Here is a 16947-nt window from a genome sequence, read left to right as displayed (position 1 = left end):
TGAAATCACCATCCCTGATCATCGAGGATTTGTAGGTCAATGTCGCTTAGGTGGGCAATTGCTGACAGGGGCAGTTGTACATCCCCGTCGGCCCGCCGATAAGATCCCTTGTCGGTTCTAAGGCTTAACCTAGAAACCCTTATGATCCCACTAATGGATTCAAGGCTACGTTTTAATCTACCTGCAGAGAGTCTTCTGCCAAAAAGCTTGCCTGTCTGAGGTTCAATAAATCCCAGTACAAGATCGCGCACTCTTGAAGGATCAAGGTGTACAGCTGGATCTTTAATAATCTCAAGTTTGACTTTGAGGCCTATATAGTCTGGTCCTGTTACAAACCACTGTTCTGTAATAAGACGTGTTTGTTGAATTCTCTTATTGATGAAATCCACATATATTTCTGGCAGTTCAGGATTGATACTTTCTGACTTTGGAAGGGCAATAATCCGACCAGGCTTAGAGCTGTTGTCCCCTACAATGACAGATACATCTCTAATGGCCAGCCCTGGTGTTGTTTTGACGATTTCCTCGATGTGTTCCTTTGAAACCATGCGAGAGAGCTTTGAAACTTCCTTGTGAAATCTGTTGAAAGCCTCTTCGTCAGATTCCCTAGCATGCCCACCTTCAGCCTTAGAAACAGGTGTGAATTGGTATGTGCTTGACATGACTTCGTCCACATAGAGCTTCTTATACTGTCCATTGCCCATATCTTTTTTTGAAAACTTTGCATTCACAATTCGAAGCGCCCTGTTTTTAGAATCAGGCAACATGCCGTGTTCATTATTGCCAAAGGCTATTTGACCAGAGTCGGGCATGAGAACAATGTGCCTATCGTCTGCTTTTGAGGCATAGAGGTGGTGGACACATTGCCATGGCCTCCATTTGTCCTGGTGATAGTCTTCATTTATCTCCACTGAAAAATCATTAAAAAGGATATTTGAATAAGTGGTGTCAATTGTGTCGTATGGTCGTCCAGTAACATCAAAGCTTCTGATGCCCCCCAGTGTTGGGTCACCAGTGATAAGCCTTAGGTTTGTAATATCCACTGAGTCGTGGTTTTCTCCAAGAACCAAGCGCATAGACCCATTGTCATTTCTGTGGCAGGCATAATTGCTTTTATCAATGGCCTTATAGCCGGAAGGCGTTAGAATCTCAAGAATCATATCAGCCCCTTCAGGCACATAGTCATCAATTTGAATATCAAGGCCCCCTTGACCCAGTGATTCCTCATCAACATGGGCATGGATTTTATGGCAAGCCACGGCAGTTTGTTCCTGCTTTAGGCGAATGGCATTCATAATAAGGTTTTCAATCACTGGTGGTCTGTCGTAATAAGCGTTTATGAGTCTGTAACGAAGCCAAACAAGAGCTTTTTCCCCTTTGAGAAGCTGACATTTTTGAATGTAGGTTCCCTTGTCTATTTTTAATGTGACAATGCCATCGTTCATAAAACCATGGGTTTCATCAATGATTTCTTCAACAGCATGCCAGGACAGGACGCCCTTCTTGTTTAAAAGTGCCATTTCCCAGACACCATCTGCAAAGGAGATTTCATTGTAGTCATAGGGATTTCTAAAACCAATAGGATCATCTTCAAGATCTATAAAGAAAGATAGAAGTCCTGGTCGAAGGTCGTCAAATCCTATGTACAAGCATTGCCCTTTCCCTGGTGTGGGACCAAAGGGATATGCGGCGGCGTTGTTGTCAAATGCGCCAATCAAGTCAGTGATGCTGCCCCTGAAGTCTTCATCTGAAGAATATACGGAAACAATGGTGGAAACCTGAACCTGGGCAGAGCTTGATAACTCAAATCGCGTGTCACCCGCCCAGACAGGAAAGCCTCTTGGTATGATTTGCGTTTGTCTAATTCGCCCTGACAAATAATCATCTTCTGCACTGTCTGTAAAGGTGACTGTGGCAATCATCTGAGCAGGTTGCCCTGAAAGAGGCGATATGCCAAGCAAGTCCATATAGGCCTTTTGTGATATAAGGTCACTTTGGTCCATATAATACTGCATGTTGTCCTTAAGCCAAGACAGCATTTCAAGAATTGTTATGCCTGGGTCAGAAGCATTTTCGTTGGTCCAGTCAGCCGCATATTTTTGAATAAGCCGTCTGGATCTATTAACGATATCTATGAAGTTTTGGTCATCCAATCGATGCGGCTTTAACATATGATACACCTCTTACTATTTGTGGTTGGAGATTCTTATTCTCACATCATGTATACCACTGACCACAATGGCGTGGGATAGGTCAATACGACCATGAGTTCTGTGATTGACAGGTATTCGGTTGTTTCCATCAATGACATGCATTTGGATCATAACATTGTCAATGAGCTCGGTGCCCATTAGCATATGCTTTAAATCGGCCAGTATGGACGTATGTTCCGGTAAGACCCCTATCTTCCAACCCATTTTTTTAGGGCCGCCATATAGGGGATGAAAGTAATCATCCAGTTGCTTGTTCCAACGACTAAGAGCCTTAATATAGTCACCGGCAGACTCAACGACAACATCCATATTGACACTGAATGTGATCATGAGAGGTTCTTTTATAACAAGTCGATTTTGACCTGTTAGCATAAGCGGTGCACTTTCATTCAGAATGTCCTCAGCTTTGTCTTTGAGTTCATAAAACTGACTGATTTGATAGGGAAATGCATCCGGAAGTATGGAAATATTCAGTTGCCCCTTATGACTGGTTACATGAACATCGTGAATATCCCTATTCTTTGACTTCAGAATGCCTTCTATATCTCTATGGGAAAGGGCGAGTCCTCTATGACGAATGTGTTCACTCGTTCTTTCCTCTGCATGTATGGTGGGTTCAATGCCCAGTCCGCCCCATACAGGGCTACCGTTGTAGACTCTTTCTAGAAACGGCAAGCTGTTCACAGCTTTATTGACTTTTCCAGCTTTCAAGTTGCCGGAAATACCTCCGCCGAGAGCGTATCGCACCCTTATAAAATCGGCCTGATCACTATGGGGAATTCGACCCGTCTTGCCATCGCCAAACATTATGCGACCCAGTTCTAAATCAATGACATAAATGCGTCCATCATAGGCCTTATGAGCCTTATCACTTAAGGCATCAACTTGTTGCCATTTTATCCAAATGCCTTCTATTTCTCCGCGCTTATCTCTTTCAATCTGTATGTGGTTGGGGCCTTTTTCTAGTGCCAGTGCCATGTCCTTCTCATTCATTGAATCTATTTCATTGACCCACACGTGGGCTTTTAGAACAGGCGCTCTAGAAAGATATATTTTTGCATAAGGCTGTATGCTTGCCAGTGTGAAATACTCTGGGGTCAAGGTTTCTGTTTGTTCAATTCGAACGGCATTAAGGCGCAGCTTGAGTTTACGTGTGTAGGATCTCGGTGCGCTTAAACCATTTAGACCATCCATTGGAAGTAAGCGTAACCAGTAGGATAGCTGGTTAAACCTCTTAATCTGACTCATGGACTTAGGGGCCATAAAACTGACGAGTCCATTCATGATAAAACCATCTGTCTCGTCTTCATGGGGTAAGTCGTACCAGCCAGCTCGTCCGCCAATCGTGCCATAATACTGGATCTTATGGGCCACAGAAGTGTTTTCTTGAGTGTTTAAAATTGGCTCAATTTCAATCCGTAAAGGCCCTTTTTCAAGGTTGGCAGTCAAACTTAAGTAGACCGCTTTTCCAATGTTATCATCAGGAGATTTAGCAAGGCTTATAGTGGCAAGCCCCACCTGATCTCTATGAAACACTTGATGCTCAAGGTTTGAGACCGTTTCCAGTTGGAGGGGTCTTTGTTTAATAAATTGGGTTTGTTCCTCTGTGTTACAACTTATTGCAAGGGCTTGTATAAGAGGAACGGCCCTGTCCCCCTTAGGTGCAAAGGCATTTTGAATCTTGTTAATGCGTACACGAATGTAGGTTGAGGCTGCTGGTCCAAAAACAGCAGAAGCCATATCATTTGGGCAAACAAACTCAACGTGCCATGGTCCATCTTGAGGAATTATGTAGGCCTGGGCGTTGACCTTGAGGGGTGTCCAGCCGATTCCATTCCAGTACTCCCAGATAAGACTTTCAATTCGTATGGTTCTAGGTTCGGGTTCTTTTAATTCTGACGCATTCATAATGTTTCGCCATCTTATGTTTGCTTCCTCAGAAATTGCTTCTATAGGAAGAATATGATGCATGAGCTTCATATCAATTTGAATGAGGGCACCAGGTTTTGAAAAGGCGTCATCATCGCCTATATAAAAGGCATCGAATACATTATATGTTTTAGAAAATGGATAAATTTGCGTCCTAGAGTCTATGAGGTCATCGTTGCAGAGTATCACTTGAGGATCAAGTTTATCTATCATGAGTTTGAAATCTAAATCCAGTATTTCAATGTCTCTAAAATAGGCAATATCAATAATGCGACATTCAATGGCTCCCGAAAGCCGTATGTCATCACTTAACTTTATGTAAAGATCGTCTGATTTTTTTGTCGCTTCAAGATTCACTAAGGTGTCATCGTCTTGGATTCGCGTTATAAATTGGGCTTTTTTCGGATCGCACAAGCCTTCCACCAAGCGACTTTTATCCATTTCTTGACGTGTTGTGAATGTCAGTCCAAGAGACATACCTTTTCTCAGATACAGCCATTTTGGGTCACGGATGGTGAGGGATGGCGTGTTGACATTTTCCTTATAGTCCACATGAAAGAGTGGGAACTCTAATCCATCATCTAAAGCTGTGTGTTTTGAGAACCAGCCGTATTCATGGTCATAGACGAAAGCCTGGTTTAATTTGCTGTGAGTCACGTATAGGGGCTGGGTGGTTTCAAAATGAAGTTCCGTGTCTTCAGTGGCTTGTGCTAAAAGTTGGAAGCCCTCTTCAAGGAAGACGCCATTTGAAGCCCCCTCGCTGAGTTCGAAGCTAACAAACCCTCTTGATGCAACAGGGCCATAAGGGACAGGATTAAATAGATTAATAAGATCACGCCGCTGTTTATTGGGAAGTTGATTGAGTCTTTGGGCCTGCTCCATGTACATATCCTTAAAGATAAGGGCAAGGGCTGATCCAAAATCCGGCTCATTAAAATCAGGATTCCAATCTGGCGTATAGCTTTTTGCAAGGCTTCTAATCCGCTCTAATATTTTATTTTTTTCGCTCTCTTTAATAATTTGCGGCTTCATGATGCCCTCCCGTGGATGTTACTCAATGCCTTCTGTAAGATAAAATGGGAATACCAAGTTGTGCGGGTTATTGGTAGCTCGAATGATGTAATTGATTTCAATGAGAACACAGCCATCCTCTGTGGGGTGCTGGTCTGCAAGAACTTCAATATCATTGATTCTTGGTTCCCATAGGGTCAGGGCCTCTTCCACAACATGTTCCATCTGTTTGAGATTTGTATAATCAATGGTTTCAAACGTATAGTCGTGAATGTCACAACCAAAGGTAGGACGCATGACACGTTCGCCCTTTCTTGTCATTATGATCATTCGAATGGACTGCTCTATAAGGTTTTCGTCTTGGGAAACAGATATTTGACCCATTTGTTGGCTTGGCCTGATGGGAAAGCTCCAACCAGTGCCTGTAAACTTTTGATTCATAGGACCACCCTTATTCGTGATTTTCCTTGTTCGTGTAAAGGAAGGTTAATTAATTTTGACTATAGCCCCTTTAATATTGGCAGAACCACTGGCTTCGACGTTCATGAGCCCACCTGATTTTACTGTCATAGAGGCATCGGCATTTATGTCAATTTTTGCAGCCTTAATGCTAAGTGTTGTGGTTTTAATATCTATTTTCTGACCGGCGCCATCAAGGATTATTTGAGAACCTCCGGTTTTCACCATTATTTTCTTTTCGGCATTCACGTTAATTTGACCGCCTTTGGCATCAATTTTGACACCGTTTTTGCCCCCCTTGTCAGACACTTCAACCACTTCATCCTTGTCCTTCATGGTGACATGAAGACCTTTTGGGGTTTTAATGTCTACCACAGACTCTTCTCCATTTTCCGAGTCTTCTAAAATGACCTCTATACCTGATTTGGTTTTAATCATTTTAGTGAGATTCTTTCCTTTCTCATTGTCAACTGGGGGTTTGTTTTTTGTATTCCATAATCCAGCCATAACAAAGGGTTTATGGATATCGCCATTGATAAAGCCCACAAGGACTTCATCATCCACGTCGGGAATGAAATAGGCACCCATCTTATTGCCTGCAAAGGGTACAGCCACGCGAATCCAGTCCGTTTCATTGTCGCTGGCGTCTCTTAAGAGCAGCTGAACCTTGACCCGACCCAAGTTTTCTGGGTCTTCAGTGTTGGTCACAATGCCCAAGGTAAGTCCGTACATTTTATCATCAGATTTGCTCGATTCTTCTTTTAAAAGGTCAATTATACTCATATTACATTCACCGCCACATCAAATGTTGTTGTAAATCCCCCATCACCGAAACTGTGTTTTACGCCGGTGATATAATAGTCATTATCTATTGTTGGATCAAAATTTTTAAGTTGCAGGTACCGGCCAGGAATGATTTCTGGAAGACCAATACAGGTGCCTTTTCCTTTGACAAAGTTCATACTCCGTCTGTCCAGTTCCGCTTCAGCCCTTTTTTTGGCTTCTTCTGCCGTGGTTATGGTTTCGTCAACTATGGTCACCTTTGCCCCTTTAAGGAGTTTCGTGACACCATCAGCTTCCTTTTTACCCTTACCAGCTTTTTTGACTTTATCAGCCTTCCCTTCGACAACCTTATGATTTTTAGTGTCATAGCCTCTCACTGTCACCTCGCTGACTTGACAGTGCAGGCCAATTTCTCTTGAAAAGGACATAATATACTGTCCCCATTCAAAGGCAATTACAGGTTTTGTGATTTTTCTTGGTTCACGAAAGTAAACTGTATCTCCCAGGGCAAAAAACTCATAATTAAGTTTCTTTGAGAGCTCAACAACAAAGTCATAGTCGCTCTGTCTATTCTGTTCTATGGGGTGCTCAAGCTTTGGGGTTGAATCAACCTCAACTTTTTTAGCGAGGGATTTATAGTCATTAAAGATTTTTTTAATTGCGTCTCCATAGGTCTCATAGACCTTTTTCTCGGATTTTATATCCTGCATCATAAGGCCTTTAACATCCATACACTCTATGCTGAGTTTGGGAAATTGGGACTCGGAGAAATCTGCAGTGACCTGAGAAATATAGCCCTTATAAACGGACACAGTTTCAATGTAGCCCAGCTCAATATCCACTATATTTCCGAGAACAAAATATTTATCAAGCCAGTCTTTGTTAAAAGACCTGTTTTTTAAATCATAGGCGTTTAAAATGTCAAAGGTACAGGAATTGGCTGACTGTTTTATACCCAGTTCCACACTGAGGCTGGAAACGACTATTCCAGCACTGGACAAGTCCTTGCCCTTTATTTTGATCACTTGGGTGGGAACAGAAAAGTCCTTGTACTTTTTAGACAGTTCGCTGATTTTATACTGTTTTTTGTCCATTTTGTCACCTGCCTATCAAGAGAAGATTGTCCTATTTTATCTGGTCCTATCTATGAATCATGAATATTTGGAACCTTGATACTGCGCCCAGTTGGTGGAATTCTTGGATTTGCTATGCCATTGGCTTTTGCAATACGCTTCCATTCATTGGGGTTGTCATACTCATGGGCAGCCAGTTGCCAGAGCTTTTCTTCTTGTTTTAGAATCCTGTGTTTGGTCCTGTCAGGTGACTCCAGGGGTGTTTTCTTCATAAGGGCTTCTAGGGTGTCAACGGACTCAAGGGTCATTGAAATTTTGGCCCGAACTGGTTTCCCGGAATCAAGAAACATGGTAAAGGTCTGTGTGGCCTTGGTCAGAACGCCTTGAAAATTCAAAGACCCCCATACAAACTTGACTTCAGGTGGTTGATGAAGGCCTGCGTCCACCTTCATTGCCCCCATGACCTTTTCAGTGAACTTGCGAACATCCTTTTTCTTTGACTCTGGTGCTGGAGATGCATAGGTGTCAAAGAAGAGTTCAACTTCAAGCTGTGGCACTTCTGATCCAACATACTGTTTGACGGGTTGTTCAGCACCAACGGGCTGGATCCACTTATACTTTTTGGTGTTTGTGATTTTGTATTCATTAGGGTTAAAAAGAACCTTGATTTTTTCTGTCTTTTTTTCACCAATGATATGAACTTCAGCTTTTTTAAGAGCCATTTATCTCACCTGCTATTCTCCTGTATAGAGTGTTGTTACAGACCGCGTCTTCTCTTTTCAAAGGCAATTCGTTTTTCGAATTTGTTGTATATTTGTTCAAAAATAGCATCCACATCAACCTTGTCCATGACAGGTGCTTCAGAGACCGGTGGCTTATATGTCATGACGTCTTCCACTGGTGGACTTGTTTTGTCCATGTCAATTGCCATGCTTTGCATAGGTCTAGAAGCCGGTTTATCATCCAATTTTGGCATCTGCTGGACGGCTTGCTTGGCATAGTCCATTTTGACGGGACGAATGGTATGGTGCTCAACCTCTTGTATGGCATGGATATCCAGCTTGGCCATACTTTCCCGGGTCTGCAAATGGGTTTTTTGAAGTGTGGTTTGATTCACTATCAACTTTTTGCTCTTAAGAAATTGATCGGTGACCCTTGTATACATGTGAGTCTGGGTCTGCCCCAAGAGGTCCTCGCTAACTTTCTTTGCCGTATGCGTATGAACAAGACTCTTATTTTCATTAAGCTTTCTGTCAACCATGGTCTTCGTATTCTCAAGATTATCCTGGAGCTGTCCCACTTTTGGTTGAAGGTCAATTGTTTGATTTTGACCAGTCTTTTTAAATCTTAGGATTTTGTCATCCTGAAGGTGTATAAATTGTTCAGAATGAGTCAAGATTGTTTTTTTATTAAATGTTAACCTTAAGGATTGACTCATTTTGAAACTTTCCAGGCCTTCAGTTTCATGATTGCCTAGGTGCTTATGAGTTAGGAGCTTATGATTTAAGAGTTTTTGGTTTAAAGTCTTCAAATTAATTGGTTTCAGGTCAGCCCATTTTAGGCCGAGTGGTTCTGGTCGGATTGTTCTGTCTTTAAAGGTTGAAGCCTTTAAAGAATCAGCTGGCCATTTTCCTATGTCATAAAGTTGTAAATAGGTATTATGGTTAATATCATTTGTAAGAGGCTGAACTTGCTTAATGTTCTTTTCTGGATTCACACTTGTTTTGTTTTTGAAAACGGAAACAGCCCTTGTATAAAAATCAGTGTTTTTTTCTAGTTTGGACTGGAGGGCCAGAATGACCTCTGCTCTATAGGTGCTGTTCATAGTCTTTCTGTGTTGTATGCTAATGTGCATTTGTTGATTATGTGGTCTAAACTGTTTGGATGCCTTTTCTGATCCAAAATGTGGATTTTTTCTAGCCCTGTCCTGACTTATAAGTTCATTTTTTTGACTTGTTAAAATAGACCTATCTGACTTGTCCACGCTTTTGTTGAATGATTTATCTAGTGATTCATTGAGCGACTTATTTAGTGACTTATTTATGGATAGACTTAGTGATTTATCTAGTGATTCATTTAGTGACTTATTTAAGCGTATATTTAATGACTTATTAAATGACTCACTTAATCTATTATTGAGTGATCGACTCATTAATTCAAGATCGACAGAGTCCTCAGCATCTTTCACTTTAATAACGTGTGCAGTTTTTGACTCAATGTGTTTTAAATCGATTCCAAGTCTTGTGAAATCACGTCTTGATTCAATTTCCTGCACGCCGGTTTTAAGATGTATAAAAGCAGTTAAATCAGATCTTAGTAAAGAGTTTGAAAAAACACTTGGAGCCACTAAAAGACTTTCAGTTTTTGATAGACTTGGGACAAGTGAGAAGCTTGGTGTCTGTAAAACGCTTATGTCATGTATTTGGTCTTGTGATTCTACAAGGCTATAATTGATACTTCTTGGTCCCCGTGTAGCTTGTTCTAGGGCTAGATGGTTAAAATGCCTTGTCTGCTTATCAGAAGTCTGTCTGTTCGCAACCGTGTCAGTGATAAGGGTCTGAACATGCTTATAAATGGCTTCAAATCTGTTTTCTTTGATAAGACCTGTCACATATGTTTCAGTCAATTTTTCGAAGGTCTCATTTAATTTGTCTTTATTGGCCCTTGTAATGGCATGTTGGTCAAGGATATTCGCAAAAGCATCGGGCAATTCCTTATTTAAAATTTGATGGATTTGTTTCCAAAGCCCATTGGTTACCTGACTGGTCTGACTTGCTTCTATAAATAAGCCTGAACCAGCAACAACTTCTTCAAGTTGACTTGTAAGCGTTTCGTGAATATGGTCAAGAACCATTTTTTCAAATTCTTTTGAGAGCAGGTTTTCAAGGTTATGTTTTTCTTCGTGCAGGACTCGCTTAATGAGAGACTTTTGAGTCTTTCTTTTCTTATGATGCTTGGCTTTAGGTCCCCTTGCTGCTTTCTTGCTTTGAAGGGGTTCTTCCACTTTTGTCTGGGTCAAGTCACTGAGTATGAGCGAAACCTTACTTTGCAGCCCTTGGTTAACTTCTAGAAGTGCATCATAAACCGTTTGGTGAATCATTTGTATATGGGTTTGATTAATATGAACAGGTGCATAGGAATCATATGAGTCATGTTTTGAATGAAGTTGATTTCCTATAAAATTATCAGTTTCTGCAAGCTCATGGTTTTCAATATGACTTTTATAAAGACCTATTTTGTGAGCATAGGGTCCCAAAATATCTGATTGCAGGCTTGTTTCAATAGCTTTTTGCAAATAGAATTGATCATTCTTATGCCACTGATTCAGCAAAGTCTGCTCCGACTGGAAGTAACTCAAAGTGTTTTGTCCATGCACATGGTCTGCTTCTATCGTGCTGATCAATCTATTTAAGGACAGACGTCTAATATGGCTTAGTGGCATATTAAATATAGTTGTCATCCCATTTATCAAGTAACCATTGATGCTGTTTTCAAGGTCACGACTTGACTTCTGACCCGTGTCACGGTCACTATAATAGCTAAAGTACTGATTAAAGCCATCCTGACTCATTTCCGCTTGTTGTGCAGAAAACATAGTTTGCAAACGGTTGGATATAGGACCATTTATATTTAGGGTGCTGAGACTTTCTATTTTAGAAAGACTGAGTAGCACGCTGTTTATAAATGGATTCTCATATGTTGTTTTATTGTATGCGGTTGTAAATTCTTTTAGAGTAAGTGGACTCAATGTATTCTTAATAAGCGCTTCAAGTGCATAAACTTCATCTTTGACATCATGAGATCCAGACTCTTTTAGATTTGATAAAATATGCTGGTCAACATGGTGCTTTAGCATTCTTATGGTAGGTACATCCGACATTTTAAGACCATGACGTGTTTTATCTGAGTATAGAGGGGCCATAATATTCGATTCATGATGTTCCAAATGCAAAGTTTTTAAACTAAGTGGCTTATCACCAAATGAACCGCTTATGTTATCAAAATAATTGTAGGTCCCTTTTGACAAGAGGATTGACAAGGCATGGCTGTTAAAAATATGACTGTCAAGACCGATCCCCTTCAAGATGCTTTCAATTAAGTGGGACTGAAACACATTATCATGGGTGGCTAATGTGGTCCTAGACCCCTTATTGATTTGAGACACCACAACATCATATTGTGTGTCATTTCTATGACTCAAACCAGTTTTATACATACTTACGTTCTTCAAATTGTCATATTTCTTCAAATAAGACTGAAAAAATATCATGTCTAAACGGCCTTGACTATTTGAATGAAACCCTGGGCTTAAACTTTCAAAAAACTGCTTTGGCGAATTGAGAACATGGTGCCAAATTGGGCTTGTTTCTTGAGTGTTTTGGTTTTCAATATGTTTTACGTAATAGTCTGAACCATTATTACTTAAGCTGAAGGCATCAGATTTTGAAGACATGGTTTGTACAGTGTAAAACTGTGAAGGTTCTCCATGTATATGTTCTTGAACATTTTTCTGTGTATTCTTTTGTATCTTTTCTTGCATATTTTCTTGTATGTTTTCTTGTACGGTTCCTTTTATATTTTGAAACTGTATGGAACTTGCTTCCTGTGATTTAACTGGTGAAATTTCACCGTCCACCATTTTATGCACAAGGTACTTGTCCTTGTTCCTTTGTGTATAGAGGTCTTTTGATTCAAGCTGGTCGGCCATGATCCTTTTAATATGTATATTGCCTCGAAGGGCTAGATCTCTTGTCACTAAAGGTCCCTCGAATAGGAAATTTGTGGTCCCATTAATATGGGGACTCAGTGTGCTTGTAAAGCTGATGATGCCTTGATCCTTCTCATTAATAAGATCTCTTCCCATAAGGGCAGTCTTGCTTACAAAGACAGTTTCTGTTGCCAAAGCGGGAATATAGACCTCATTTGATCTGTCTACGAGCTGGCTAGAATGGATCATATAGGTCTGGGCAGTCTTAAACCATGTCTCAAAAGACTTGGTGTTTAAATTATGTTCTAGTACTGAATTTGCATGTTTCCAGTATGGTCCTCTTGAAAACTTATTTTCATTACTGTCAGTCTTGTCTAATAAAGTTGTCTGCATGGTCCTAATATTTAAGCTAGAAGGCATTAAACCACTCATTTGACCCAGTATTTGAGCAGACAGTCCCTGAAGCTGATAAAGGGGCAAACTCAAAGGAAGAGGATGTAAATCAACATAAGAAGCTGCTTTCAAATCATTATGAGAACTTGTTTTAAAATCATCTTGACCAGGTCTATAGCTTTTCAAAAACAGCTCCATTGATTTGAAAGAAGCCGAAATGTTCTTGTTTTTATAAAGTGCGTTTTCCTTTCCTAGTTGACTGGCCTGCACTGAAGCAAGAAGGATGTGTAAAGGCGAATGATCTTCTAATTTTCTAAGATCAAGGTCTTGGTTGTTAGCCTGACCTGATTGACTTTCAGACTTTCGTTCAAGCATGTTGTGAACAGTTTGTCTAAACCTTGCAATGGGATTTAAAGAAGTCTTGCTTGCCTTATCTTGGCTGTCTTCAAGACCAGGAGTCCTATTTTCTAAATATGTGTTTAAGAACTTTAAATACTGACTATCAGATGCCATTCGCAGTTGATGAATGACATTAACCGATTGATTAATATTTTGTATTTGCTGGTGGTAATTCTTAATGTAATCATTCTTATTGATGGTACTCTTAAAAACGGTTTTTGCGTCCGACTGTGAAGACATCTCTGGACTTAATTCAAATCCCATAAGTTCTAGGAAATATAAATCCACAGGACGAAATGCCGCGCTGTTAAAACCATACCGGCTCATGATATAGGTAGAAAATAGCGAGACACTTGGGTTCATTATGATATTTGATTTTATGCTTTGATGTTGAATCATCGTCTTATGCTGAATCATATTGTCCTCTTCTGTCCTTTTGGGCGCAATGGACTTCATTTTTAGCATGTTTCATCCGCTTGTTTTTGAGCTTGTTATAGAGTATGCTTACCTGTTTCACAGGTTGGATTTTTTACCTTAAACATAAGTACATAAGTATACATAAATATATTATGTCTTCTCCGTCAGACCGGAATGTGTAATTTCTAGGGTCTCTATGGCCACTTCATTGCCCATGGCATTCAGGGACGGGCCTGTCCATTTCGTTGGGAAGGCATCTTGAAATTCCCAAGTGCGAACGACAGATTTGTCTTCCTTACGCAGTTTAATGGTTCCACTTGATTTTTGAAGCTTACCTTCCTTTATGTGCTGGAACCATTTGATCATTCGCGCCAGGTCTCCAACACCTCTCTCAAGAACCAGTTTTCCACTTTGCACACGTTTGGGAAGCATGTGAACATAGCCGTTTACTCCGCCCTCTTGGTATTCCTCAAGCTCTATCTGACCTTCTAAGCCAGAAACTTTAGAGAAATTCCCCTTAAAGTTCCCAATCTCCACTTCATATCTAAAAACAAGTCCCAGATTATCATTTTTACCCATACATCACCTCTAAATGAACTGTGACCACACTGTATTCTTGCTATACAAGATATTTGTAAGGGACTCTAGGAGTCACTTTTAAAACACATCAAATATATTGTCAGGTGTGTCGTTAAGCTTTTTATTAATACTAGAGATCTGTTCACAGTACTTTCGTCTTTCCTTGTGTTCCATGGCCATGACTTCCTCATGGGACCAGTGGAAATAGTAGGCTATAAAAGCCACCTCTTCGTATATTTGCGCCAAGGGATAAGTCATTATCCCTTTAAGTTGAAAAAATCAACAGGCGTCTCATGTTCGTGTCCACATTTTGGGCAAACTGTAGGATAAGCCGGTGATTCCATTTGATTAATACGTTGGTAAAGGTCTTGAAGGTAGGCCAAATCTGCTGTGAATAGCTTTTCAATAACCTTTGTATCTATATGGCCAACGTCGCCAAGTTTCGTAATCACGCGGGAAAGCAAAATAACCGATAGATAACTTGGGTTCTGCTGCACACGTGGATCTCTCATAGGTAAAATTTCGTCGGCTGCGGTTGCCAGTCTCATAACGCCTCTTTTATGCATATTGCCTTGCTGATCAATAAATCCTTTAGGTAGTTCAAATTCATATTCTGTTTGGAATGGCATAGTGTTTCCCCCTTATGATGATTTTCAAGTTTATAACCTATATATAAATTTATCCAATTCTCAACTATTCTAACCAATATTACGGAAACGGGACTCCAATTAGGAGTACCCGCTTCCGAATTATTACCTATTACTGCGATCTTGTTAGGCCTTCATGGGCAATCTCAAGAGATTCCATAGCAACCTCAGAACCAGTGGCATTAAAATCAGGCGCTGTATATTTCACTGGCCATGCATTGATCATTTGCCATGATGCTGCATCGTCACCAGCTTCATCGATTGCTGTGATTGTCACAGTTTTACGCTCGATTGTGCCTTCTGTAATTCCATCAAGCCACTCATAAAGCACCATTGAATCAGAGGTACCCCATTTTAGAGTGATGTTTCCGTATTTTGTAAGTCCAGGAAGCTTACGAGGTGTCGTAACATCGTCGCCTTCTCTGTATTCGATAACGTCTACTGATGTATCAAAGCCAGAAACTTCTGCAAAGCCACCGGCTTCTAAACCATCAATTTCCAGACGGAATCTAAAATTCCGATATGGGTGTTTCATATCAGCCATAGATATTCACGCTCCTTATAAGAGTTATAGGTTATTATTGTTCACTGGTTTTCTGAGCAATTCTAAAGATAACAAATTCAGCAGGTTTAACAGGTGCAACCCCGATAACACAAATGAGTCTGCCGTTTTGAATATCATCTTCAGACATTGTCGTACGACCAATATCAACGAAGAACGCCTCACCTTGAGAACTGCCAGCAAGTGCGCCACTTCTCCATACTCCTGTTAAGAACACTTCGATAGTACGCTTAACTCTTGTCCAAAGCTGTTCATCATTTGGCTCAAATACAACCCAATTCGTATTGGCTTTAATAGATTCTTCTAAGAAAATAAAGAGTCTTCTTACGTTGACATACTTCCAAAGAGAATTAGATGAAGCAGTACGTGCACCCCAAACACGAATGCCTTGTCCTGTAAATGTCCTGATTAAGTTTACGCCCTTAGGGTTTAAAATGTCTTGTTCGCCCTTGCCATAAAGAGAACTTAAACCAACAGCGCCACGAACGACTTCGTTAGCAGGGGCCTTGAAGACACCGCGCTCTGTGTCTGAACGTGCATAAATACCAGCCATTGCACCAGATGGTGGCATGAAAATGTTTCGCTTATCAAGCGGATCAAACACTTCTAGCCATGGATGGTACATCGCCGCATAATCAGAGTCAAACATGTTTCTAAAGTTTAGAACATCACCGACTTTTTTCTCAGAAACAGGCACATCAAGAACTGCAAAACGACTCTTTGTGTTTTCGCAGTGTGCCACAAGAGCAAGCTGTACGTTTGGATCTGTCACACCAGGAACAGCCATAATACTCACCTGTTCATTTTCTAGGAATGACTGGATGCCTGTACGTTTTCCAGGGCCATCATCAGATCCCATAAAAGTTGATGATGTTACGTTGTCAGCCGTGCCGTCAAAACCGCCGTCAAGACCGAAAACATATGTACCTTCTGAATTTCCCGTTAGAGCTTCATAAGGCGCTTTAGCACCTTCTGCATCGCCTTCAACCTGAGCTTCTATGAGATCAGACTTAGCCAGACGCTTTGTAATAAAGTTTGCTGCAGCAATATTTAGTGACACATTTTCATAGGATTCTAGCAGGTCTTGGTAGCCCACTTCCATATTGAACTCACATGTTTGAATGGTCTTTTTTGGAAGAAGCTCAGTGTCGACAACGTCTGCACCAAACGGTTCTTCAAAAACAAGCACATTCTCCACAGATGAAGCCACTTTAGCAAATTCAGTTGCTTCGCCATCAGTGAACATAACAATGTCACCAACATTGAAACCGACAGCAGATTTAACTGTGTAAGACTTTTTGTCTCCGTCTTCTGCCATTTCCATAACTTGCGTTTTAGCCTTGCTCGTAGGTGCAAATTTCACGCGAATGTCATTGCCCCATGCACCAGGGTTTTTGGCTGTGATATTTAGGGTCATATCGCCCTCAATTTTAGATTCAGCAATTTTAGCGTCTTCAGGGGCCACACGCATAATATAGGCTCTTGAACCGCCATTATTGAAGAACGCTTCCACGCCATAGGATAAGAACCGATATTCACCAAACTGATTTTCTGACAGATAACTGCCATATTTTCTTCTAAAATCAGCAATGTTTGTTACAAGTTCAGGTGCGCCAACAACGGCACCTCTTTCAGCTAGACCAACAAAACCGCAAGTGCTTGTACTGACGCCCTCCATCGGCCGTGGTCCCATCTCGAACTCTTCAACGTATACTCCAGGTGATAAATACTCTGCCATACGTGTCCAATTTCAGATCATTGACCTGAAATTAGT

At 40.8% G+C, this 16947-nt stretch carries 12 protein-coding genes; all 12 read right to left on the bottom strand.

Annotated elements, in window-relative coordinates; all coding sequences use genetic code 11:
- Positions 1 to 5: 5 nt before the first annotated feature.
- Positions 6 to 2171 (bottom strand): hypothetical protein, encoded by a 2166-nt coding sequence (locus ACQ4KW_RS11130; protein WP_430882546.1) that lies wholly within the window; start codon positions 2169 to 2171, stop codon positions 6 to 8.
- A gap of 15 nt (positions 2172 to 2186) precedes the next feature.
- Positions 2187 to 5174, bottom strand: a complete 2988-nt coding sequence (locus tag ACQ4KW_RS11125; protein ID WP_430882545.1) for a hypothetical protein — start codon at positions 5172 to 5174, stop codon at positions 2187 to 2189.
- An 18-nt stretch (positions 5175 to 5192) separates the two neighbouring features.
- A complete protein-coding gene (locus ACQ4KW_RS11120) occupies positions 5193 to 5594 on the bottom strand; it encodes a GPW/gp25 family protein (protein WP_430882544.1) in 402 nt (133 codons plus the stop codon).
- A gap of 45 nt (positions 5595 to 5639) precedes the next feature.
- Positions 5640 to 6395 carry a phage baseplate assembly protein V gene (locus ACQ4KW_RS11115; RefSeq protein WP_430882543.1) on the bottom strand — a complete coding sequence of 252 codons (756 nt, stop codon included), beginning with the start codon at positions 6393 to 6395 and terminating at the stop codon, positions 5640 to 5642.
- A complete protein-coding gene (locus tag ACQ4KW_RS11110) occupies positions 6392 to 7489 on the bottom strand; it encodes a phage late control D family protein (protein WP_430882542.1) in 1098 nt (365 codons plus the stop codon). The genes ACQ4KW_RS11115 and ACQ4KW_RS11110 overlap by 4 nt, the downstream gene beginning before the upstream one ends.
- A gap of 50 nt (positions 7490 to 7539) precedes the next feature.
- Entirely contained in the window at positions 7540 to 8190 is a 651-nt protein-coding gene (locus ACQ4KW_RS11105) for a peptidoglycan-binding protein (RefSeq protein ID WP_430882541.1), read from the bottom strand.
- Between the two features lie 35 nt (positions 8191 to 8225).
- Positions 8226 to 13433: a hypothetical protein gene (locus tag ACQ4KW_RS11100; RefSeq protein ID WP_430882540.1), complete on the bottom strand. Its 5208-nt coding sequence runs from the start codon at positions 13431 to 13433 to the stop codon at positions 8226 to 8228.
- Positions 13434 to 13535: 102 nt separating this feature from the next.
- Positions 13536 to 13964 (bottom strand): phage tail protein, encoded by a 429-nt coding sequence (locus ACQ4KW_RS11095; RefSeq protein ID WP_430882539.1) that lies wholly within the window; start codon positions 13962 to 13964, stop codon positions 13536 to 13538.
- Positions 13965 to 14042: 78 nt separating this feature from the next.
- Positions 14043 to 14222, bottom strand: coding sequence for a DUF6760 family protein (locus ACQ4KW_RS11090; protein ID WP_430882538.1), 180 nt, complete (start codon positions 14220 to 14222; stop codon positions 14043 to 14045).
- On the bottom strand, positions 14222 to 14593 hold the full coding sequence (locus ACQ4KW_RS11085) for a phage tail assembly protein (RefSeq protein WP_430882537.1): 372 nt from the start codon (positions 14591 to 14593) through the stop codon (positions 14222 to 14224). Before ACQ4KW_RS11085 ends, ACQ4KW_RS11090 begins: the two co-directional genes overlap by 1 nt.
- A 130-nt stretch (positions 14594 to 14723) precedes the next feature.
- A complete protein-coding gene (locus tag ACQ4KW_RS11080) occupies positions 14724 to 15155 on the bottom strand; it encodes a phage tail protein (protein WP_430882536.1) in 432 nt (143 codons plus the stop codon).
- Positions 15156 to 15189: 34 nt separating this feature from the next.
- On the bottom strand, positions 15190 to 16911 hold the full coding sequence (locus ACQ4KW_RS11075; protein WP_430882535.1) for a phage tail sheath family protein: 1722 nt from the start codon (positions 16909 to 16911) through the stop codon (positions 15190 to 15192).
- Positions 16912 to 16947: the final 36 nt, after the last annotated feature.

Source organism: Tianxiuia mixotrophica, from assembly GCF_050596425.1.
Lineage (GTDB): Bacteria > Bacillota > Clostridia > Peptostreptococcales > Acidaminobacteraceae.
This window is presented reverse-complemented; position numbering and strand designations above follow the sequence as displayed.